Here is a 20,177-nt window from a genome sequence, read left to right as displayed (position 1 = left end):
CAGGATAGAATGACAGTGGTTCATCGGAGGGTAATTTGTTCGTAAGAAACAATAGCTGGATAAGGTGGCAGGCTGAGATGCCTGCATCTTGTTCAGCTTTTTTTATGTTTAAGGAGGAAAATATGAAAGAGACGAAAACTTTTACGGAAGGAAAAATCTTAAAACCGCTGGTTTTATTTGTGTTGCCGGTGCTGCTGGCCTTGTTTCTGCAGGCCATGTACGGCGCAGTGGATCTTCTGGTTGTGGGAAAATTTGCTTCTTCTGTGGATGTATCGGCGGTGTCCACCGGCTCTCAGCTGATGGCGACCATCACAAACCTGATCAGCAGCTTCGCTATGGGAACGACAATTCTTCTGGGGCAGCAGATCGGAAGCGGCAAGCGAAAAGAAGGCGGCGAGACGATCGGAACGGCCATGGTGCTTTTTGGTATCATCGCTCTGACGATGACCGTGCTGATCCTCATTTTTGCGCCGCAGCTCTGCCGGATTATGAACGCGCCGGAGGAGGCCTTCAATAAGACTGTGGCCTATGTCCGGATCTGCGGAGGCGGTACCCTCATCATAGTAGCTTACAACCTGATCGGCTGCATTTTCCGGGGCTTAGGAGATTCCAACACGCCGCTCATCACGGCGTCCTGGTGAAGAAAATGACGGGTCTTGGGATTCCGATCGCCATGCAGGATCTTCTCGTGGGCATTTCTTTCCTCATTATATTGGCCATCGTCAACTCCATGGGCGTGACGGCCTCGGCCGGTGTGGGAGTGGCAGAAAAAGTCTGTAGCTTCATTATGCTGATTTCTTCGGCTTTCATGCAGTCCATGTCCGCCTTTGTGGCACAGAATTACGGAGCCGGCCGGATGGATCGGGCGAAAAAAGCTCTGCATTACGGCGTGGCGCTTTCCTTTGCCATCGGCGTGGTGATGTTTTACATTTCCTTTTATCATGGAATCGTTCTGGCCGGTATTTTCTCTTCGGATCCGGCGGTGGTGACCGCGGGAGCCGATTATCTGAAAGCTTATGCCATCGATTGTCTGCTGACGGCGATTTTCTTCTGCTATGTGGGCTTCTATAACGGCATTGGCCTCACAAAATTTGTCATGGTTCAGGGAATCGTGGGCGCTTTCTTCGTGAGAGTGCCGGTGTCCTTTATCATGAGCCGCCAGGCGGGGGCATCGCTATTCAGGATCGGACTTGCGACTCCGATGTCTTCAGCGGTGCAGACGATCCTCTGTCTCCTCTGCATGGTCTACATACGGAAAAAAGAAAAATAAAGAGTTTGGGCGTGACTTCGGTCGCGCCTTTCTTTTTTTACAAAACGGTTACAACCTTCCACAGTGGGTTTATGCTAAAATGGAACTGAGGTGAAAATATGCGAGGAAAAATTTTAGTGATAGAGGATGAAATGGCCATCAACGACCTGATTTCCATGAATCTGGAGGTGACGGGCTATGAGGTCGTTTCCTGTCTGGATGGGCTGGAGGCGGAGGAAACTCTGAAAAAAGAGGCGGATTTTGATCTGGCCTTGGTGGATATCATGCTTCCGGGAAAGGATGGCTTTGCGCTTTTGCCGGAGCTGAAGGCGGCAGGGATTCCGGTGATTTTCCTGACGGCGAAAGCGGATGTCCAGAGTAAGGTCCGGGGACTGAAAGAAGGGGCGGAGGATTATATTGTAAAGCCTTTTGAGATGCTGGAACTTCTGGTCCGTGTGGAAAAAGTACTGGAGCGTCATCAGAAAGGAAGAGAGATCCTGAAAATTCAGGATGTGGAGATTGATACGGAGAAAAGGAGCGTCACGAAGGCGGGAGAGGAGGTCTATTTAAAGCCTATGGAGTACGACTGCCTTCTGATGTTTGTCCGGCACAAAAATAAGGCCCTCACGAGGGAGCAGCTCCTGAAGGCTCTCTGGGGCGTGGACTTTGAGGGAGAGACCAGAACGGTGGACGCCCATGTGGGCAGGATCCGGAAAAAACTTGGTTTCCAGGACGTGATCCGGACCATTCCCCGGATCGGGTACCGGCTGGAGGTGGATGAGTGAAGCTTTTTAAAAAGTTGTTTCTGCAGATTTTTCTGGCGTTTCTGGTCTTGTCCCAGGCAGTGTTTTTTTACCTGATCTATGAGTCAAGGCGGCAGGCGGTGGAGAGTATCCAGTACTATGAGAAACTCAGTTTTCGGGGAAAAACAGGAGAACTGGACCAGAAGCTCAGAGGCATGTATGAAACGGAAGAACAGGAAATACAGGACCGGATCGTGGCCAGCGCTTTCCGCCAGTATGTGGGAAGCCAGGGAATCCTTTACCGGGGGACGAAGGAGCTTTTTAACATCAGTGCCTACGAGTATGAGGTGGAAGATGTTTTTAAACGGACGGATGACAGGGAGAACGGGCTTCTCTTAAAGAACGGAGAGAGAAGGCTTTTACTTTTTTGGGATATGCTGACTTTTGGAAAAAATTACCGCGTTCTTTACTATAAGGATATAACGGATATCTATCAGCGCTTTGATAAGCTTTTTCTGGAAGGGCTTCTTTTTACCGTAGGAGCCCTGCTTTTTATCGGGGCTTTTCTTTTTCATGGAATATACCGGACGATCCGGCCATTGGTGGAACTGAAAAAAACGGCAGCTTTGCTGGCAGATGGGAACTATGGGATCCGTCTGCCCGTCCGGGGAAAGGATGAGATCGCAGAGCTGACGGAGAGTTTTAACCAGATGGCAGAGAAGATCGAGGAGCATGTGGAAAAACTCTCAGCAGTCAATGAGACGCAGAGACAGCTTTTGGGAAGTCTGGCGCACGAACTGAAAACGCCCATGACAGCCATCATCGGCTATGCGGATACGCTCCTGACGCTGCGGCTGAGCGAACGGCGGAGGGAGCAGGCCCTTCAATATATTGGGGACGAGTGCCGGCGGCTTTCACGGTTGTCGGTGAAGATGCTGGAGCTCACCGGCCTTTATGAGATGGGGGAGAGCACCATTGAGAAAAAAGAGGTGGAGGTGCTGCCTTTTATCGAAAAAGTGAAGGAGCTTACGTTCTGGAGATTGCAGGAGAAAAAGCTTTCCCTGGAGATTTCTTGCACTCCAGAGGATCTTACGAAGACCATGGACCAGGATCTGATGATGAGCCTTGTTATGAATCTGGTGGATAATGCTGTGAAGGCTTCTAAAGAAGGCGGGAAGATATGGATTCGGGCGGATGAGAGGGAGCTTTCAGTGAAAGATGAGGGAAAAGGGATTCCGCTGGAAGACCTGGCGCGGGTGACGGAAGCCTTCTACATGGTAGATAAAGCCCGAGCACGGAGCGCGGGAAGCGTGGGACTGGGGCTGGCGATCTGTGAGGAGATTGCGATGTTGCACGGGGCGCGGCTTTCCCTGGAAAGTGAGGAAGGGAAAGGGACTTGCGTTCGCATCAGTAAGGGGGAAAACTGTTGACGTAAGCCCCATATTTTTTGACCTTAAAGGGCCACGAGGGGGAGGCTGAGGGGGAGGGCGGCCCAGGAGCCGTCCCCCTCGCATATGTTTTCCAACGGCTTTCCAAAGCCGAACTGCGGTTACAGAACGGTTACAACTCAGCGAGGATTTTGACAAGGGAGCTGTGATAGGCTAAGAGCAGAAAAAAGGTCAGGAGGATTTGAAATGAAGAATAGAAGAGTTTTGAATATAGCTGGCATTTTGATAATAGCCGGAATGCTGGCAGGCTGCGCGAAGACTCCAGAGAGCTCTCTGGTGCGCCAGAAAGGCGCGGCCAGCCTGAAAAATTATGAAGAAGGCGAGACTCTGGCGGCGCAGGAGAGTGCGGCCGGGACGGAGAACCCTGATGATCTGGAGGCAGACAGCACCGAGACGGAGAACAGCACAACTGCGCCTGGTGACGAGGGCGGCACAGAAACAGCTGAGACGCCCCAGTCCAGTGAGACTTCTTCCTCTGTGCTTCGCAGCGCCCTCGGAGCTCCGGAGCATTATAGCAGCGAGGTGAAAGATGAGACAGGAAAACTTCAGATCCTGACAGATGCCGATGTGGAGATTCCGGAGGCCTCGAAGGTGTCGGCGATTTCAGTGAGCCAGCATCCTCTGGATCAGGCGCTGATGGATCAGGTGACGGAAGCGTTCCTGCCGGATGCGGTGTTTTATTCACAGGAGAGTTATTATCAGCCAACAAAGCCGGAATTGCAGAAAAAGCTGGAAGAACTGAAAGGGTATCTGGCAGAAGGCAATCTGGATCCCTACGGCTACGGGACGGATGAAGACGGGAGTCTGGTTTATGATATCTACAACGCCATTGAAAACGCAGAGAATGCCTATGAGGAAGCGCCTGAAGAAAAGCAGCTGCAGGAAGTCCCGGCGAAACTGAATCTGGAAAAAGAAGATGGCCAGGGCGGCACTTACATAGATGAAAACCGCTTTATGGGAACAGCAAAGACGGAAGACGGGAAATGGTATGATTATGCGGTTTTTGGCTATTCCAGCATGCCTGTGAACATAAGAATCTCCAGGCTCTATGAAGAATTTTCCAATCTGGATACCAGTTTCTGGGCAGGCTATGGAGGATTAAAAGATACGACAGAGGTTCCGGATGAAGAGACCATAAAAAATGATATCGGGATCAGCTTCGAGGAAGCAAAAAAACTGGCGGATGAAAAAGTGGCAAAACTCAATATTCCGGACATGGTGATGGGAGAGTGGGAATATGCGCTTCTCTGGAATTCGGATACGGAAACAGGGGGATACACACGGGAAAAACAGATCGCTGCCGGTTATCAGTTCCACTATGTGCGGAAGATCAACAAGATTCCCATCACTTATACCATGGAATATGGCGGCGGTCTTGAGAGCATGGAGAGCGAGATGGAAACCTGGTGCTATGAGGTGCTGGATCTTGTAGTGAATGCGGATGGAGTGGAATATCTGGAGTTTGATAACCGTTATGACGAAGGGGAAGTGAAGACAGAGAATCTGAAGCTGCTGTCCTTTGATGAGATCATGAAGATCTATGAGAAAATGATGCTGGTTCAGAATGCGGATACTCTGAATTATGAGCAGGAACGGATCTACCATATCAACCGGATCACCTTTGGCTATACCAGGATCTATGAACCGGCCAGTGATCCAAAAAACGGTATTCTGGTTCCCGCCTGGGATTTCTTTGGCGGCTTTGAGAGTACCTATGAGGGCGTTACCAGCACAAATAATATGACTTATCAGAGCTATCTTACGATCAATGCGATCGACGGAAGTATCATCGACAGGAACCTGGGGTACTGATTATGAGGCAGGTACTGGCAGCAGCAAAATTTTCCTTTAGGGGTTTCTGGAAAAATCCCAGGGTGGTTCTGACGTTCCTTCTGGGGTTTGTACTTTCCTATCTTTTGAGTACCAGGATCATGGTGGTTATGGAAGCCTATCATACACCTGTGCAGGCGGTGGAACCCTTTCTCTGGACCTTCGGAGACAGTACGGCGATCCTTTTAAGCTCCCTTTTGCTTCTGCTGCTTTTTGCTGATCTTCCGGGGCTGACACCGGTTTCTCCTTACTACCTGATCCGGATGACGCGGAAAAAGTGGCTTGCCGGAGAGCTGCTCTATGTAGCGGCTGCGACCCTTCTCTATACGGGCTTCATGCTTCTTTCCACCGTGCTTCTCTGCATGAAAAACAGCTATGCGGGAGATGTCTGGAGCGAGACGGCAGCCATGCTGGCGTATTCCAAACTGGGGGAAGACCTGAGCGTTCCTTCTACGGTAAAAGTCATGGAGAGTATGCCGCCTTACCGCTGTGCGCTTCAGGTGGCTGCCCTGATTTTTCTTTATTCCCTCTGCCTGAGCTTTGTGATCCTGGCAGGAAATCTGATCTTTAAAGGAAACAAAGGAATGATTGCAGGGCTTTTCTTCAGTGGCTTTGGGTTCCTTCTGGATCCGCAGACGATCGGCAGCCTATTGGGAATGGAAAGTTATGAGATGTATAAGGTCAACGTGCTGACAGGCTGGATCAGCCCTTTGAGTCATGCGGTCTATGCCCGTCATAATTTCGGCTATGACCGGCTGCCTACAGTGGTGCAGTCACTGGCGGTCTTTGACGGGCTGCTAATTCTGCTGGTACTGCTTTCCATGAAAGCCTTGAAGCGGTATCCCTTTACTTTTCTGGGGGAAAAAGAATGAGGAGCGAAAACAAACGGATGCTATCCGGAAAAAATTTCTGGGCGGCGGTGCTTTTGGGAGCACTGGGGATCGCTTTGGGAGCGGCTTATCCGAAGCTTGAAGATGGACTTCTTTCAGCCTGGAGTTTTCTTTCTATGGAAAAAGAAGCCTTTTATTCGGAAACGGTTTGTTTTTTTGTGCCACTGGCAGCGGTACTTCCCTGGAGTGATTCTTTTCTGGGAGAGTGGAAAGGTGGTTTTCTGAAGGCGGTTCTTCCACGGACCGGACGTCTGGATTATGTGGGGAATAAAGTTGTGACTGTCATGGTCAGCGGTTTTCTTGCCTGGTTTCTTGCCGGCATACTGGTGCTTTTCGGTTATTTTGTGTTTTTTTTTCCACTGGAAAAAAAGGGGGATTTTCCGTTGGAAGAAGGTATTTCATTTTTCTGTGTTCTGCTCCGGCTTGGGCTTTTGGGTGGAATCTTAAGTACGCTTGGCGGAACGGCAGCAGTTGTGTGCAGGTCGGTATATATGGCCTGGGGGCTGCCCTTTGTGGCCTACTATTTCTGCATGATTCTCCATGACCGGTATTTTGAACAGGCTTTCTGGCTTTATCCTCCCGGGTGGATCGAGGGAAGCGGTGACTGGGGAGAAGAAAACATGGGATTGTGGCTGTTTCTGCTGCTTCTTTTACTGGGGAGTATGGCAGCTCATGGGGTGGTGCTGTATCGAAGGACAGAGGAAATCTGATAAGCAGGAAAACAGGAGGCACATATGGCAGAACCTTGCGTAGAGATAGAAGGTGTGACGAAACGTTTCGGGGAGGATCTGGTACTGAAAAAGGTGGATCTTATTCTGGAGAGAGGGAAGGTTTACGGTATTGCAGGAAACAACGGCTCAGGAAAGACGGTTCTTATGAAGTGTATCTGCGGTTTTCTGCCGCCTACTTCCGGTATGATCCGGGTATTTGGAAAAAGGATCGGTGTGGACAGAGATTTCCCGGAATCGCTTGGTGTGATCATTGAGACACCGGGCTTTCTCACGAACCAGACCGGCATCCAAAATCTGAAAATTCTGGCAGATTTAAACCGAAAGATCGGAGAGACAGAAATCCGTCAGGTTCTGAAAAAGGTAGGGTTGGATCCGGATATGAAAAAGCCCGTGGGAAAATATTCTCTGGGGATGCGGCAGCGGTTGGGCATTGCGCAGGCCATTATGGAAGATCCGAAATTTCTGATTCTGGATGAACCATTTAACGGTCTGGACAAAAACGGCGTGGCAGAAATCCGTTCCCTTCTTCTGGAACTGAAAAAAGAAGGAAAGACCATTCTTCTGGCCAGTCATAATGAGGAGGATATCCGGCTCCTCTGTGACCGGGTCTATGAGATGGATGGCGGGATTTTAACGGAATCAGGCAAGTAATGAAGCGGATTGCAAATATCCGACGGACAAGAAAGGACGATGGAAAAGATGAAAAACCGGAGAGGAAGAAAGGTGCTGGCGGCTATGCTGGCAGTCCTGCTTATACAAGGAACAGGAGGAAATTCCATAAATGGCTGGGAAAATCGGAACGTGCAGGCGGCGGAGGACTCTGCTGGCGGACTTTCTGGAGCTGAACCGACAGAACCGGCGGCCGAAGCAGCGGCTTCCACAGCGTCAGAACCACATGCCGGACCATCTGCTCCTGCATCTTCAGAGCCGACAGCGGAATCAGCGTCCCCTGTGCCGTCGGAGCCGGTGACCGAACCACCGGTCTCAGTACCTTCCGAGCCGGCAACGGAGCCTCCGGCCCCTGCATCATCAGAACCGGCAACGGAATCTCCGGCCCCTGCACCGTCCGAGCCGGCAACGGAGCCTCCAGCCCCTGCATCATCAGAACCGGCAACGGAATCTCCGGCCCCTGCACCGTCCGAGCCGGCAACGGAACCGGCGTCACCAGCATCATCAGAACCTGTTACGGAACAACCATCCACAAATCCTTCCGCTGCTGCTTCCGGCGAAATCCATCTCGGCATCGATAATCGTCATCTCTACTCCGGCATGACAGCCACCTATTCCCAGGGATATGCACCAACGACGACAGTAAGTTCTGCCACTCTGGTGGTTCCCTTCACGGCGGATGGTCCTCTGAAAAATGATCGTCTCACGGTGAGCCTGGAATTTGCCTCCACGGGCACGGTTCCCTTCGAGATGAAGAATTACCAGAAGGATGTGGACAAAAAGACCGTCTGTTTTGACCGGGATGGAAAGGCACTCAAGAAAAAAGAAGGAGCAGCGGAAAGCACGGAAGCCTATGTTTACCGCGTGAAGCTTCAGTTCCTTTCCACAGCGGAGCCGGGACAGTATCCTGTCACAGTAAAAGCTCTGGGTTATACAGAAAAAGGAGAAAAGGTCACTCTGGAATATCGTCTGTTTGTCAGAATTCCGGAAAAAGACGACAGCGATGTGGTGGTCATCGGTGGAGACGAACCCGCTGGCGGAGGCGGTGAGCAGGGCGGTGGAGGCGGAATTCCGGAGACAGAAAAAATCATCCATCAGCCCAAGATGCTTCTGGATACCTGCAATCTGTCCGGAAAAATGTTGGAGGCCGGGAGCAGTGAGAATCTGATCGCTTCCTTTCAGAACAGGAGTGCTTCCGAGGAGATGTACAACCTGAAGATCACGGCGGCTTCCTCAGGGAACGGTGTGAAACTCGGGAAAAATTCCTGGTATTTTACAAAAGTTTCTCCGGGGGAAAATGCTGTCCTGGAAAGTCTTCTCACCGTGGCAAAAGATGCGGAGAGTGCGGAAAACACGCTGACGTTTACATTTGAATATGAGGATTCCAAAGGGACCGCTTCCACAGGTACTGAAACGTTGGCGCTTACCGTTACCCAGCCGGTGCGGATGGAACTGGAGAGCATGGATTTTCCGACCGTTGTTTATGCTTCCGATACGGAAGAACTTTCGGTAAAAGCACTGAATCTGAGCCGGACCAAGGTCTACAACGCCAGAATCTGTCTTTCCGGAACCGGACTTTTTCCAACGGAAGAGGTTTTTCTGGGAAATCTGGAGGCCGGAACGGAGGAAGAAGGAGTCATGAAAGTCTATGTGGGCACCCGGACCATGGAAGAGATCGGAAACGATCCGGGAAACAGTGACGCAGAAAAATATGGTCCGGTGAGTGGAACGCTGACGCTGACTTATGAGGACGGGCTTGGAAATGTTCATGAAGAAACGAAGGAATATCAGACAGAGATCAAAAAAGCGCAGATCCTTTCCTTGCATGTCTCAGAAGAAAAAGAAACGGGCAATTCCTGGTGGTATTCGGTCTTTGCTGTGGTGACAGCCTTTCTTCTCCTTCTGGTTCTGGCACTTGTCAGGAGCCTCCGCCGGAAAATACAGCTTCTGAAGGAGGCCGGCCGATGAAAAAGGTATGGCTGATCTTGCCGGTTTTTCTGGGAACGATCGCACTGTTTCTGCTGGTTGTTCTTTTCATGAAGTTTTCAAGGGAGGAGAAGATCTTTCAGGAGCAGATACCTCTGAACGGGATCACTTATGATGAGGATTTCTTAAAAGAAGCGGAAAAACTTCCCGGAATTCAGTCTGTTACGCCGGTTGCCCTGCTGACTGTCCATCTGAGCATGGAAGAGTATGCTATGGACACGGAGCTTTTTGGCGTGGAACTTGCGGATTTTCAGTATCAGGCGGAGCAGGTCTCTGCTACTGCTTTGGGGCGGACACCGGTGCTTCTTATAGGAAAAGAAGCACTTTCTGCATTTTCAGACAGCAATGGTCATCGGATCTCAGAAAAGCGATTGAATCAGCTCCTCGAAGGCTATCAGGATCTTATACTGACTGCTTCCTTCCCGGAACGGCCGGAGCAGACTTTTTCCTGCCGCGTGGCAGCGATCTTAAAGGAACCGGCAGACCGGATCTGTTTTTCTATTGATCAGGCAAAAACTCTGGCCGAACAGTACAGCCAGCCATTTTCCATAAAAGAGATTCTTCTCACAGTGAAAGGTGAGACGAATTTCCGGAAGGCAAAAGAAAGCTTTTCGGCAGCAGAGGTCAGGGAATAGCTCCGCTGTGGGGCCCAAGGTCAAAAGCCTTATCATGCAAGCATGAACGGCTTTTTGACTTTTGGACCCTGGCATCATATCACGAATATAGTAATAAAAACTATATAAAAGAGTTATAAAGAAAAGAAAAAGTTGACATGAAAACAATATTGTTCTATACTGAAATCGTTTGAACGCAAGTCAGAAAGCAACTGTGTTCATGAGCAGACAGAGGGAGCGGATCGCAAATATCCGCTTTACTATAAACGCGATGGTTATGGAGGTATAGAAGTATGGAGAAGCAAAGTGGTTTGAAAGGGTTACAGATCGGTGAACGGACGGCAGCAGTTCCGATCATTCAGGGAGGCATGGGGGTCGGTGTAAGCCGCAGCCGCCTCGCTGGAGCAGTGGCAAAGGAAGGCGGGATTGGGATTATTTCCACAGCCCAGATCGGTTATGATGAGGAAGGCTTTGAGAGCGATCAGGCAGCCTGTAATTTAAGAGCCATCCGAAAACATATCCGGAAAGCGAAAGAGCTTGCACAAGGAAACGGCCTGGTGGGCGTAAATATCATGGTGGCATTGAAACACTATAAAGAACATGTGCGGGAAGCAGTCGAAGCAGGAGCGGATGTGATCATCAGCGGCGCGGGGCTTCCAATGGATCTTCCGGGACTGGTGCCGGAGGAGTGCGGGACAAAGATCGCACCGATCGTTTCATCGAAAAGAGCAGCAGCGCTGATCCTGAAAATGTGGGATCATCATTATCAGCGCACAGCGGATTTTCTGGTCATTGAGGGACCGGAGGCCGGAGGCCACCTGGGCTTTTCCAGAGAGCAGCTGGAGCATCGGGAAGAAATGGACTTTGATCGGGAGATCCGGGAGATCATCAGCTGTAAGAAAGAATATGAAGAAAAGTTCTCAAAGAAAATCCCGGTCGTTGTGGCAGGAGGGATTTTTGACCGGAAGGATATCGACCATGCAATTTCTCTTGGTGCAGACGGAGTGCAGATCGCCAGCCGTTTTGTGGCAACGGAGGAATGTGATGCCTCCCAGCTCTATAAAGATGCTTATATTCAGGCAAAAGAGGAAGAAATCCAGCTGATCCAGAGTCCGGTCGGAATGCCGGGCCGGGCCCTTCGAAACCACTTGACAGAGACCGTGGCGGAAGGACGGATCCCTGTAAAAAAATGTTATAATTGTCTGGAAAAGTGCAATCCGGCGAAGGTACCTTATTGCATCACAAAGGCTTTGATCGATGCGGTAAAGGGTGATGTGGAAAACGGACTGGTCTTCTGCGGAGCCAATACCGGAAGAATCCGGGAAATGACGACGGTGAAAGAACTGATGGCAGAACTGACAGAAACATGGTAAACGCATACGATTCACAGGCGCTCCACCTGCTTTGGAAAACAGCAGGCGGGGCGCTTTTGTTTTACAGAGGGGCTTTGATAGAAAAAGAAAATGTGATACGATAGAGGAGACATATTTTACGAGAGGCGGCAGGATTGGTCACAGCTTTATGAAACGTATACTTACTTATCGGATTGAAGAAAATACAGACATAGAAAATTTTCTGAGGAAGAAGCTTGGGTTTTCCAAAAAGCAGATCAGTGCTTTGAAGTTTCGGGAAAATGGAATCCGGGTGAATGGAAGCCGCAGAAGAGTGACGGAGAAACTTCAACCGGGAGATCTTCTGGAAATTCTTGTGGAAGAGGAGGGAGAAAGCTCCAGCCAGCTGATCCCGGCAGAAGGAATGGTTTCCGTCCTTTATGAGGACGAGGATCTCATGGTGGTAGATAAACCGGCGGGGATCCTGGTGCATCCTTCCGGCGGGCATTATCAGGATACACTGGCCAATCAGCTTATGGGATATTTTCAGAAGAGAGGAGAAACTCCGGTTCTGCGATCCATCGGGCGGCTGGATAAGGACACCTCCGGTGCAGTACTTTTTGCAAAAACAAAGCTTTCGGCAGCCCGTCTTTCCAAAGAGCGGGAACAGGGAAGGTATGAGAAGGAATATCTGGCATTGGCGGAAGGATGCTTCGGGGAAAACGCAGGGGAGATCCATATCCCTGTAAGCCAGGTGCCGGGGAGTCATCCGATCCGGATGAAAACGGATCCGGAAAACGGAAAGGAAGCCCATACATACTGGAAACTGGAAAAACAATTTCCGGAGGCTGCATTACTCAGGATCCATATCACCACCGGACGAACACACCAGATCCGGGTGCATATGGCAGGGATCGGTCATCCGTTGCTGGGAGACCCCCTGTACGGAAAGGACTGCAAAGATTTTTCGCGGGCAGCTTTGCATGCCCATGTCCTGCAGCTGGTTCATCCGGTCACAGGGGAACGACTGGTGATCGAGTCACCGCTGCCACTGGATTTCACGGAGTATCTGCGATCTGATCCGGCATTGTAAAGCGGACATTCGCAATCCGCTTTACAACGCCCGGAAAACTCTGATTTTTACATAAGAAAGGATTTTAGATATGCTTCTTACAACACTTTGCTATATAGAAAATTCGGACAGTTACCTCATGCTTCACCGCATCAGGAAAAAGAATGACGTCAACAAAGATAAATGGATCGGTATCGGAGGAAAATTTGAAAAAGACGAAAGTCCGGAAGACTGCCTTTTAAGAGAAGCCAGGGAAGAAACCGGACTGACACTGACGGATTACCGTCTCAGAGGCATTCTCACCTTTATCTGTGAACCCTGGGAATCGGAATGTATCTTCCTTTACACAGCCACCGGCTATGAAGGAAAACTTACGGATTGTCCCGAAGGAACGCTGGAATGGGTTCGTAAAGATGAGATTTATAAGCTGAACCTCTGGGAAGGCGATAAGATCTTCTTTCGGCTTTTGAATGAAGATCATCCGGTTTTTTCCCTGAAACTGGTTTATGAAAACGGTGACCAGTTGACCGAAGCCGTTCTGGACGGCAGAAAACTGGAACTTTAGGACAATAAGCGGGAATCCTCGGCAATTCAATTACCGAGATGAAAGCGCAGGAGTGTGCATATCTGCACAGTGCAAATAGTACAAATAGTACAATAATCCTCATACTTGATATTAATAGTTTTCGTAACTGTTCAGGACCCCATTAGTTGAAAATGATATCAGGGGTTCCGTTCAGTGCTTCACGGATAGCTGTGAAAGCATTTATTCCATGCTTGCGGGCTGATCCGATATAGCTCATGATTGTAAGATATTCCTGTGCACCCTCTTCACTTCGGAAGCATCCAGAGACCTTGGTTTTTATTTTTATCATTCTAAGATCACGTTCCGCCTGATTATTATCAAAGGGTACACAGAGATTCTTTATAAACAGGCAGACTGATGCCTTGTAATTATCCAGTCTGCAGATTAAATTTAATACTTTGCCCTTTTTCTTGCGACCACGCTTTTTAGCAGGAGTTTCAGGAAGGGGATTTTCCTCATATGCAGTTTTGATGATGGAATCATACTCCATATCAAATTTATGACGGTGATAGTAGCTGACCTCATCCTTAGCGGAAAGAAGTGCTTTATCACGCGCCTTTTTCATATCGAGCAGAAGTTTCTTAAACCTGACTGCCCATGTCTGCTCCGGATGATTTTCAATTACACCGTTTAGTTCCCGGAGAAGATGCACACAGCAGATGGCATGTGTCACATCCTGATACTTCCAGTAAGAACCCCAGCAGTCATGCACAATGATCCCGTGGACATGTGACAGCACATCCGCAGCATCCATGCCTGTCTGTCCACGTTTCTGATTTATGGTCAGATATGTATAATCCTGGTCGGATGCAACGTGAACCCAGCAGGTTTTTCCATCTACGCGGCTCCCGGTCTCATCACAATGGATCAGTCCAAGTGCGATCATTTTCAAACGGATCTGTTCATAAGTATCTTTCAGCGATTCTGCACAGCGGGTTACCATGTTTTTAATGGTTCCCGTTGCTAATGGAATGTTAAACACACTGGACAGGATTTCATGAGTACGGTTGATGCTGATTGCGCCAACCGTGTTGAAAGCTACAACCATCGCCTGAAGATTTTTACCATACTGGACAGTTGCTTTTATGTTTTCGGGAAATGTTCCTGTTTTCGCACCACCATGCAAAGGGCATTTGTGCACTTCAATGAGATTATGCGCAGTGACGTCTACAGTTACAACTGCATCAATCTCGTGACGGGTTTCTTTTACACAAGCCTTATCAAGACATGTTGTGCGATAAGGGCATCCGGCACAGTCAGAATGCATATGATCCCTGGTATGATCCGTATTGGAAATGACAGAGAGATGAACTCCATCATGTCCTTCCTGGGCACCCTGTTTTTTCCCGGAAGATTCTCGAAAGCTTCGGTTCTTTTTTACCGCAGGTTTCTTAAGTCCGTCAGATGAAGGCGGCTTGGAACTGTTTTTGGAGTTTTTGTTTAGCTGTTCTTTCAGTTCCTTGATGGTTTGATTCAGCTCGGCAATTGTCAGGTTCATGCTGTCAACAGTAGCTGTTAATGTGCTGTTTTGCTTTGTCAGAAAATCAATCTGTCCCATAAGCTGATGAACGAATTCTTCTGTGATATTAACGGGCATTCAAACCACCTTCTTTCCGCTGGATTTTATGTTTTCATTATAGCGGAAACGCTGTAAAAAAGCGAATCTGTCGAAAAATCCATTCGGCAAAATGACGGTGGATAAGTATTAAATTTGAAGGTGTAAATGCTTATAAATATATGTAAAATCGTCTCAAAAGACAAAAATGAAGCGGATAAAAGACAGATGCTTGAGGAATATCCACAAGATTGATATACAAATAAAAATTCATCACTTTTATCCACAGAGTAACAGCAAATCAGAGTAGAAAAGATTTTTCGATTCTCTATTTTGCACAATACCTAGCAACGAACCCGAAGGGGTTCTGAACAGTTACTAGTTTTCTCTTAATTCCGTAACCCACATGTAAATAATCGAAAATATGTTTGTATAATTATTGCGTGTTTTTGGCTCTTGTGTTATACTATATATATGCATATAAAAGAAAATTTTATGCATTATAGGACTTGCGTGTGTAATATCAACTACTATATGGTATGGTCAGTGAAATACCGGAGGAAAATATCCGCCGTTATATTGAACATCAGAGCAAGTCGTATTGATTTAAAGCGGACTGTGGATACTGGTTCGCATGACTGTCTGAAGGGGGAAAGAGGAATGCTGCTGTCACACAGAACATCGGTAAAGATCCGGCCGGAATATTCCAATATCATAGGGCATATGTGTTATGCAGCTTCCAAACTCTGGAATGTCTGCAACTACGAACGTTATCATTATAAAGAACTGGGACTGGAAAAGTATCCTGACTGGTATTATCAGAAAAAAGCGCATAAAGGAGATCTGTGGTACAGACAGCTTCCGTCACAGACAGCGCAGGAGACCTGTAAGCAGCTGGATAAGGCGTGGAAATCTTTTTATGTCCTGAAAAAGACCGGAGGGATCAAAGATCCAAATCCGCCCCGTTTTAAACAGGACAATATACCAGTCACATACATGCAGATGGGGATCCGGCATGAGAAAGGTTCAGACCAGCTGCGGCTGTCTCTGCCAAAGGATCTGAAAAGCTATATGGAAAAAACCTACGGGATCCATGAAAAATTTCTATATCTTGAAAATAAGATTTTCAAAGACATGGATCACATAAAACAATTGCGGATCTATCCCCCGGAAAATGGAACATGTGACCTTATCGTTATTTATGAGATGGAAGAACCAGAGCAGCTCTCCCAGAATGGACATTATTTATCTGTTGATCCTGGACTTCATAATCTGATGACCTGTTATGATTCCGGAAATGGCAGGACTTTTATTCTGGGAAGAAAATATCTTTCTCTGGAAAGATACTTTCATAAAGAGATTGCCAGAGTGCAGTCTGTATGGTATGCACAGAAGTCGGAAAGAGGAATAAAATATCCAAAATCATCGAAACATATCCAGAGACTTTACAGGAAAAAGCAGAATGTAGTGAAGGATTACCTTCACAAAGTGACCAGATGGATTGCGGAATACTGCAGAAAGGAAGATATCCGCTGTGTGGTTGTGGGAGATATCCGGAATATCCGTAGAGGAAAAGATCTGGGACACAAGACCAACCAGAAGCTTCACGGACTGCCTTATAACAAGATGTATATCATGCTGGAATATAAACTGAAACTGTATGGGATTCCATTGATAAAACAGGAAGAAAGCTATACCAGCCAGTGCAGTCCATTATCACCAGAAGTATCAAAAAGATATGCAGAAGCATTCAATCGAAAAGAACGGGGCATGTATATAACTGGCGGAGTAAGATTTAACGCAGATGCAGTGGGTGCATTTAATATCCTGCGGAAATATCTTTCCATATCCGGAAAGGAAAAGGAACTGTCCGTAACCGGACTAAAAAATCCAGAAATCATAAAAGTAGCTGTATAGCCGAAAGGCAAGCAGTATTGGTGTCATGGACGCACCCTGAAAAAAGGCGGTATCCCGCCAGATTTCAGATGCTCTGGTAACTTAGTTACCGAGTAGTTCACTGGTGGCTTCCGGCCTCGTCCCAGAACAGCAGGTCATGATTGATGGTGCTGTAGAAAAGCTCCTGGAAAGCGGTGGAATCACTGGTCTGACCGAGTGCCCACATGGTCTTGGCTACGGTGGCTTCCAGTGTCATATCGTAGGATTCGATCAGATTGAACTGATCCTTCATTACTTTTCCGACCTGATAGATCTCCATATCACTTCCTTCGTGGGTGACCTGGGTAGCCATGATGACGATCTTGCCGGAAGAAATAAACTTCTGGATCATTTCATAAAAACTGTCGTCCCCGTAATTGGGAAGTCCGCCGACACCGAAGGCCTCAATGATGACTGCGTCATAGGTGTCATAGAGTGCTTCCAGGATCCTGCCGCTGATGCCCGGGATCAGCTTTAGGAGAAAAACCCGGTCATTCAAGGTATGGCAGAATTTCAACGGTGTGGTGCTCTGATCCTTGTCATCGATATAAAAGATGATGCGGGAGTCCTGGATAATGGCGATCTGCGGGAAATTGATGCTGGAAAAAGCATTGAAGCTCTTGGAACGCTCCTTTTTGGCTCTGGTTCCGGCAATGACTTCTCCGCCGAACACGATGTTGACTCCGTGCGCCCTGTCGTGAGAGGCAAAACGAAGGCTGTCCAGAAGATTGGCCCGGGCATCGGTGATGGGAAGGTCGATGGGCTTCTGGGCTCCGGTGATGACCACCGGTTTCCGGTTATTCTGGATGAGATAGGATAAAGCCGCGGCGGTATAAGCCATCGTGTCTGTGCCATGACAGATGACGAAGCCGTCGTAATACTCGTATTTCTTCTGAATCAGAGAAGCCAGTGCCAGCCACTGGGAAGCATTGATGTTGGTACTGTCCAGATTGAAAGGCTGGACTGCGTCGATCTCACAGAAATCCCGGGCGGTCGGAACGTAGGAAAGGAGTTCTTCCGAAGAAATCTGAGGACAGAGCCCCTCGCTGGTATATTTGGAAGCGATGGTTCCGCCGGTGGCGATCAAAAGAATCTTTTTCATGGTGGTAAATCCTCCTGTTTATGTGTACAATCGCGGGAAACGGACGTTTACGATCCGCGTTTGTCACGCACTTGTTATCATCATAACACAGTTATTATAAAAAGAAAACACTGTTGTCTTTCGTTGATTTGTGTGGTATTATGATGCCAGAAGATAACGGTCCGGGAAAGCTGCGGAACCGTTATGACAGAAGGAAAAAGCAGGAAGCGAAGGGAGAAAAAAAGATGAATATAGAAGATTTCATCCCACAGGGTGAACAGAAGATGAGAATCGTTCAGGAACTGGTTCCCGGCAAGCAGGTGACACTGGCCCATGTGATCGCAAGTCCTGATCCTGTTATTTACCGGAAACTGGGACTGGACCCCAAACTGGACTACAACCGGGCGGCCATCGGGATCTTAAGCTTAAGTCCGGCAGAGATCTCCGTGATCGCAGCCGACATTGCCATGAAGAAAGCAAACATCGATATGGGCTTTATTGACCGTTTCAGCGGAACCCTGCTCTTTACAGGAAAAGTGGCGGAGGTGGAGAACGCCATCATTGAGATCAATCAGTACCTGAAGGAAAAGCTGGGCTTTACGATCTGTGAAGTAACGAGAACCTGATGAAAAAGATCATTCTTATGGGGCGCAGTGAATGTGGAAAGACCACCCTTCGCCAGGCACTGAAAGGAGATACGCTCCATTACCACAAGACACAGTACGTCAATCATTTTGATGTGGTGATCGATACGCCGGGAGAATATGCAGAGACCAACCGGCTCGGCTATGCACTGGCTCTTTACTCTTATGAGGCAGATGTGGTGGGACTGGTCATCAATGCGGAGGAGCCCTATTCCCTGTTTCCACCCAATATCGTGGCCCAATCCATGCGGCCGGTCATTGGTATCGTGACCCAGATCGATGCACCGATGGCAGACCCGGATCAGGCAGAACGCTGGCTTCGCCTTTGCGGCTGTGAGACCGTGTTTCGGGTAAGCTCTTATACAGGAGAAGGGATCTGGCAGATCCTGGAATATCTGAAGGAACCGGGAGATGTTCTGCCCTGGGATAAAAAGGAAGCGGAGAAGCCGAGAAAGGTGACCTCCACCAAGTTCGGAAAGAAAGAAGCGATGGAAAAATAAGTACTGGACAAGGCTGCTGCGGGAGACGGAAAATCCCTGCGGCGGTCTTTTTCTTATGCCCCGCTTGTTGACAGCAAAACCCCCGCATAATATAATGAAAACGGTTTTTGCAGACAAAATGCGGAGGTCGGCAAAAGGAAAGGCAGGAGTGTTCTATGAAGAACGGACTGGAAGATTACTATGTGATCAAAAACAACAAAAAACTCCGGTATGGTTACACCACCGGTTCCTGTGCAGCTGCGGCGGCAAAGGCAGCTGCGCGGATGCTCCTGACCGGAGAAACAGTAGAAAACATCGATCTGATGACGCCCAAAGGGATCCTGCTCCATCTGGAGATTCTGGATATCCATAAGGGTGAGGAGGAAGTCTCCTGTGCCGTCCGAAAGGATGGAGGGGATGATCCGGATGCGACTCATGGTCTTCTGGTATACGCTGCTGTGCGGAAGAAAAAAGAAAGCGGTGTGACCATTGACGGAGGCAGGGGAGTCGGCCGTGTGACAAAAAGAGGCCTGGAACAGCCGGTTGGAGCAGCAGCCATCAACCGGACACCAAGAGCCATGATCACAGAGGCAGTGGAGGACATTGCGGATGCCTTCGGCTACACAGAGGGCTTTAACGTAGTTATCTCGATCCCCGGCGGGGAAGAGGTGGCTAAAAAGACCTTTAATCCGAGACTTGGGATCCTGGGAGGGATCTCTGTGCTGGGAACCAGCGGCATTGTGGTACCTATGAGTGAAGATGCACTGATCGCCAGCATTCACGCGGAGATGCGTCTGAGAAAAGAAAACGGCGGGGATTATCTTCTCATCACACCGGGAAACTATGGAGCCGCTTTTGTGAGCAGCTACCCGGATGTGGATGTGGAAAATTCCGTCAAGTGCAGCAATTATGTGGGAGAAACACTGGATTATGCAGTGAATCTCGGCATCCGTGGAATCCTCTTTGTGGCAGATATCGGAAAATTTATCAAAGTCTCCGGCGGAATCATGAATACCCATTCCCGCTGTGCGGATTCCAGGGCAGAGCTTATGACGGCGGCTGCCATCCGGGCCGGGGCGGATCTTGAGACGGCAAAGCAGCTCCTTGAGACGATTACGACCGTGGAAGCTATTGGTATTTTAAAGGAAAAAGGACTTCTGGAAAAAACGATGGCTGAGATCCTGCCAAGGATCCACTATTATCTCCAGCATCGGATCGGAGAGGCGTTTCCGACGGAGGCCATTCTTTTCTCCAATGAATACGGGTTTCTGGGAGAAACGGCCGGAGCACAGGAAATGCTGAAGCATTTCCGGAAAGACAAAGAAAAACAGTAA

The 20,177-nt window shown here is 48.7% G+C and carries 19 protein-coding genes and 1 pseudogene; 18 read left to right on the top strand and 2 right to left on the bottom strand.

The annotated features are described in order from the left end of the window. The first annotated feature begins 122 nt into the window (after window positions 1–122). The 13 genes from DXA57_RS17670 (at window position 123) to DXA57_RS01450 (ending at window position 13,128) form a co-directional block, all read left to right on the top strand. The gene (locus DXA57_RS17670; protein ID WP_330423169.1) at window positions 123–641 is read left to right on the top strand and encodes an MATE family efflux transporter; all 519 of its coding nucleotides are present in this window, start codon (window positions 123–125) and stop codon (window positions 639–641) included. 5 nt (window positions 642–646) lie between these two features. Continuing rightward, window positions 647–1,270 (top strand): MATE family efflux transporter, encoded by a 624-nt coding sequence (locus DXA57_RS17665; RefSeq protein WP_330423179.1) that lies wholly within the window; start codon window positions 647–649, stop codon window positions 1,268–1,270. 98 nt (window positions 1,271–1,368) lie between these two features. Next, window positions 1,369–2,034, top strand: coding sequence for a response regulator transcription factor (locus DXA57_RS01500; RefSeq protein WP_117764133.1), 666 nt, complete (start codon window positions 1,369–1,371; stop codon window positions 2,032–2,034). Next, window positions 2,031–3,422, top strand: coding sequence for a sensor histidine kinase (locus DXA57_RS01495; RefSeq protein WP_117764132.1), 1,392 nt, complete (start codon window positions 2,031–2,033; stop codon window positions 3,420–3,422). The genes DXA57_RS01500 and DXA57_RS01495 overlap by 4 nt, the downstream gene beginning before the upstream one ends. Window positions 3,423–3,626: 204 nt before the next feature. Next, window positions 3,627–5,252, top strand: a complete 1,626-nt coding sequence (locus tag DXA57_RS01490; RefSeq protein ID WP_117764131.1) for a DUF6034 family protein — start codon at window positions 3,627–3,629, stop codon at window positions 5,250–5,252. Between the two features lie 2 nt (window positions 5,253–5,254). After that, a complete protein-coding gene (locus DXA57_RS01485; RefSeq protein ID WP_117764130.1) occupies window positions 5,255–6,142 on the top strand; it encodes a hypothetical protein in 888 nt (295 codons plus the stop codon). Then, window positions 6,139–6,870: an ABC transporter permease gene (locus DXA57_RS01480; protein WP_117764129.1), complete on the top strand. Its 732-nt coding sequence runs from the start codon at window positions 6,139–6,141 to the stop codon at window positions 6,868–6,870. Before DXA57_RS01485 ends, DXA57_RS01480 begins: the two co-directional genes overlap by 4 nt. A gap of 24 nt (window positions 6,871–6,894) precedes the next feature. After that, complete coding sequence (locus DXA57_RS01475) at window positions 6,895–7,542, top strand: ABC transporter ATP-binding protein (RefSeq protein WP_117764128.1); 648 nt, start codon at window positions 6,895–6,897, stop codon at window positions 7,540–7,542. A 39-nt stretch (window positions 7,543–7,581) separates the two neighbouring features. Further along, complete coding sequence (locus tag DXA57_RS01470; protein ID WP_117764127.1) at window positions 7,582–9,528, top strand: hypothetical protein; 1,947 nt, start codon at window positions 7,582–7,584, stop codon at window positions 9,526–9,528. Then, window positions 9,525–10,181: a hypothetical protein gene (locus DXA57_RS01465; RefSeq protein ID WP_117764126.1), complete on the top strand. Its 657-nt coding sequence runs from the start codon at window positions 9,525–9,527 to the stop codon at window positions 10,179–10,181. The genes DXA57_RS01470 and DXA57_RS01465 overlap by 4 nt, the downstream gene beginning before the upstream one ends. Before the next feature lie 272 nt (window positions 10,182–10,453). Next, on the top strand, window positions 10,454–11,533 hold the full coding sequence (locus DXA57_RS01460) for an NAD(P)H-dependent flavin oxidoreductase (RefSeq protein WP_117764125.1): 1,080 nt from the start codon (window positions 10,454–10,456) through the stop codon (window positions 11,531–11,533). Window positions 11,534–11,681: 148 nt separating this feature from the next. Then, entirely contained in the window at window positions 11,682–12,584 is a 903-nt protein-coding gene (locus DXA57_RS01455; protein ID WP_117764124.1) for an RluA family pseudouridine synthase, read from the top strand. Window positions 12,585–12,654: 70 nt separating this feature from the next. Next, window positions 12,655–13,128 carry an NUDIX hydrolase gene (locus DXA57_RS01450; protein ID WP_117764123.1) on the top strand — a complete coding sequence of 158 codons (474 nt, stop codon included), beginning with the start codon at window positions 12,655–12,657 and terminating at the stop codon, window positions 13,126–13,128. 142 nt (window positions 13,129–13,270) lie between these two features. On the opposite strand, the gene tnpC is transcribed toward DXA57_RS01450, so the two are convergent. After that, a complete protein-coding gene (gene tnpC / locus DXA57_RS01445; RefSeq protein WP_117764122.1) occupies window positions 13,271–14,746 on the bottom strand; it encodes an IS66 family transposase in 1,476 nt (491 codons plus the stop codon). A 438-nt stretch (window positions 14,747–15,184) separates the two neighbouring features. Between tnpC and DXA57_RS17885 the strand changes: the two are divergent. Both DXA57_RS17885 and DXA57_RS01435 read left to right on the top strand, forming a co-directional pair. Then, window positions 15,185–15,271: pseudogene (locus DXA57_RS17885) on the top strand (IS200/IS605 family transposase); the annotation flags it as partial. A gap of 93 nt (window positions 15,272–15,364) precedes the next feature. Further along, complete coding sequence (locus DXA57_RS01435) at window positions 15,365–16,621, top strand: RNA-guided endonuclease InsQ/TnpB family protein (RefSeq protein ID WP_243005677.1); 1,257 nt, start codon at window positions 15,365–15,367, stop codon at window positions 16,619–16,621. A gap of 97 nt (window positions 16,622–16,718) precedes the next feature. On the opposite strand, the gene DXA57_RS01430 is transcribed toward DXA57_RS01435, so the two are convergent. Beyond that, window positions 16,719–17,741 (bottom strand): asparaginase, encoded by a 1,023-nt coding sequence (locus DXA57_RS01430; RefSeq protein ID WP_117764121.1) that lies wholly within the window; start codon window positions 17,739–17,741, stop codon window positions 16,719–16,721. Between the two features lie 224 nt (window positions 17,742–17,965). Here DXA57_RS01430 and DXA57_RS01425 point away from each other — a divergent pair, with 224 nt between their 5' ends. The 3 genes from DXA57_RS01425 to cbiD all read left to right on the top strand — a co-directional run bounded on the left by DXA57_RS01425 (window position 17,966) and on the right by cbiD (window position 20,177). Then, a complete protein-coding gene (locus tag DXA57_RS01425) occupies window positions 17,966–18,346 on the top strand; it encodes a BMC domain-containing protein (RefSeq protein ID WP_117764392.1) in 381 nt (126 codons plus the stop codon). Then, the gene (locus DXA57_RS01420) at window positions 18,346–18,864 is read left to right on the top strand and encodes a EutP/PduV family microcompartment system protein (protein ID WP_117764120.1); all 519 of its coding nucleotides are present in this window, start codon (window positions 18,346–18,348) and stop codon (window positions 18,862–18,864) included. The genes DXA57_RS01425 and DXA57_RS01420 overlap by 1 nt, the downstream gene beginning before the upstream one ends. Before the next feature lie 155 nt (window positions 18,865–19,019). Beyond that, window positions 19,020–20,177 (top strand): cobalt-precorrin-5B (C(1))-methyltransferase CbiD, encoded by a 1,158-nt coding sequence (gene cbiD, locus DXA57_RS01415; RefSeq protein WP_117764119.1) that lies wholly within the window; start codon window positions 19,020–19,022, stop codon window positions 20,175–20,177.

This window comes from Blautia sp. OF03-15BH (genome assembly GCF_003463065.1).
Classification (GTDB): Bacteria; Bacillota; Clostridia; order Lachnospirales; family Lachnospiraceae; genus Limivivens.
This window is presented reverse-complemented; position numbering and strand designations above follow the sequence as displayed.

Coding starts and splice junctions, on each gene's coding strand:
- DXA57_RS01435 (WP_243005677.1), top strand. CDS start 15,365: ATGCTGCTGTCACACAGAACATCGGTAAAGATCCGGCCGGAATATTCC.
- DXA57_RS01470 (WP_117764127.1), top strand. CDS start 7,582: ATGGAAAAGATGAAAAACCGGAGAGGAAGAAAGGTGCTGGCGGCTATG.
- DXA57_RS01475 (WP_117764128.1), top strand. CDS start 6,895: ATGGCAGAACCTTGCGTAGAGATAGAAGGTGTGACGAAACGTTTCGGG.
- DXA57_RS01420 (WP_117764120.1), top strand. CDS start 18,346: ATGAAAAAGATCATTCTTATGGGGCGCAGTGAATGTGGAAAGACCACC.
- DXA57_RS17665 (WP_330423179.1), top strand. CDS start 647: ATGACGGGTCTTGGGATTCCGATCGCCATGCAGGATCTTCTCGTGGGC.
- cbiD (WP_117764119.1), top strand. CDS start 19,020: ATGAAGAACGGACTGGAAGATTACTATGTGATCAAAAACAACAAAAAA.
- DXA57_RS01455 (WP_117764124.1), top strand. CDS start 11,682: ATGAAACGTATACTTACTTATCGGATTGAAGAAAATACAGACATAGAA.
- DXA57_RS01480 (WP_117764129.1), top strand. CDS start 6,139: ATGAGGAGCGAAAACAAACGGATGCTATCCGGAAAAAATTTCTGGGCG.
- DXA57_RS01485 (WP_117764130.1), top strand. CDS start 5,255: ATGAGGCAGGTACTGGCAGCAGCAAAATTTTCCTTTAGGGGTTTCTGG.
- DXA57_RS01500 (WP_117764133.1), top strand. CDS start 1,369: ATGCGAGGAAAAATTTTAGTGATAGAGGATGAAATGGCCATCAACGAC.
- DXA57_RS01460 (WP_117764125.1), top strand. CDS start 10,454: ATGGAGAAGCAAAGTGGTTTGAAAGGGTTACAGATCGGTGAACGGACG.
- DXA57_RS17670 (WP_330423169.1), top strand. CDS start 123: ATGAAAGAGACGAAAACTTTTACGGAAGGAAAAATCTTAAAACCGCTG.
- DXA57_RS01490 (WP_117764131.1), top strand. CDS start 3,627: ATGAAGAATAGAAGAGTTTTGAATATAGCTGGCATTTTGATAATAGCC.
- tnpC (WP_117764122.1), bottom strand. CDS start 14,746: ATGCCCGTTAATATCACAGAAGAATTCGTTCATCAGCTTATGGGACAG.
- DXA57_RS01465 (WP_117764126.1), top strand. CDS start 9,525: ATGAAAAAGGTATGGCTGATCTTGCCGGTTTTTCTGGGAACGATCGCA.
- DXA57_RS01425 (WP_117764392.1), top strand. CDS start 17,966: ATGAATATAGAAGATTTCATCCCACAGGGTGAACAGAAGATGAGAATC.
- DXA57_RS01430 (WP_117764121.1), bottom strand. CDS start 17,741: ATGAAAAAGATTCTTTTGATCGCCACCGGCGGAACCATCGCTTCCAAA.
- DXA57_RS01450 (WP_117764123.1), top strand. CDS start 12,655: ATGCTTCTTACAACACTTTGCTATATAGAAAATTCGGACAGTTACCTC.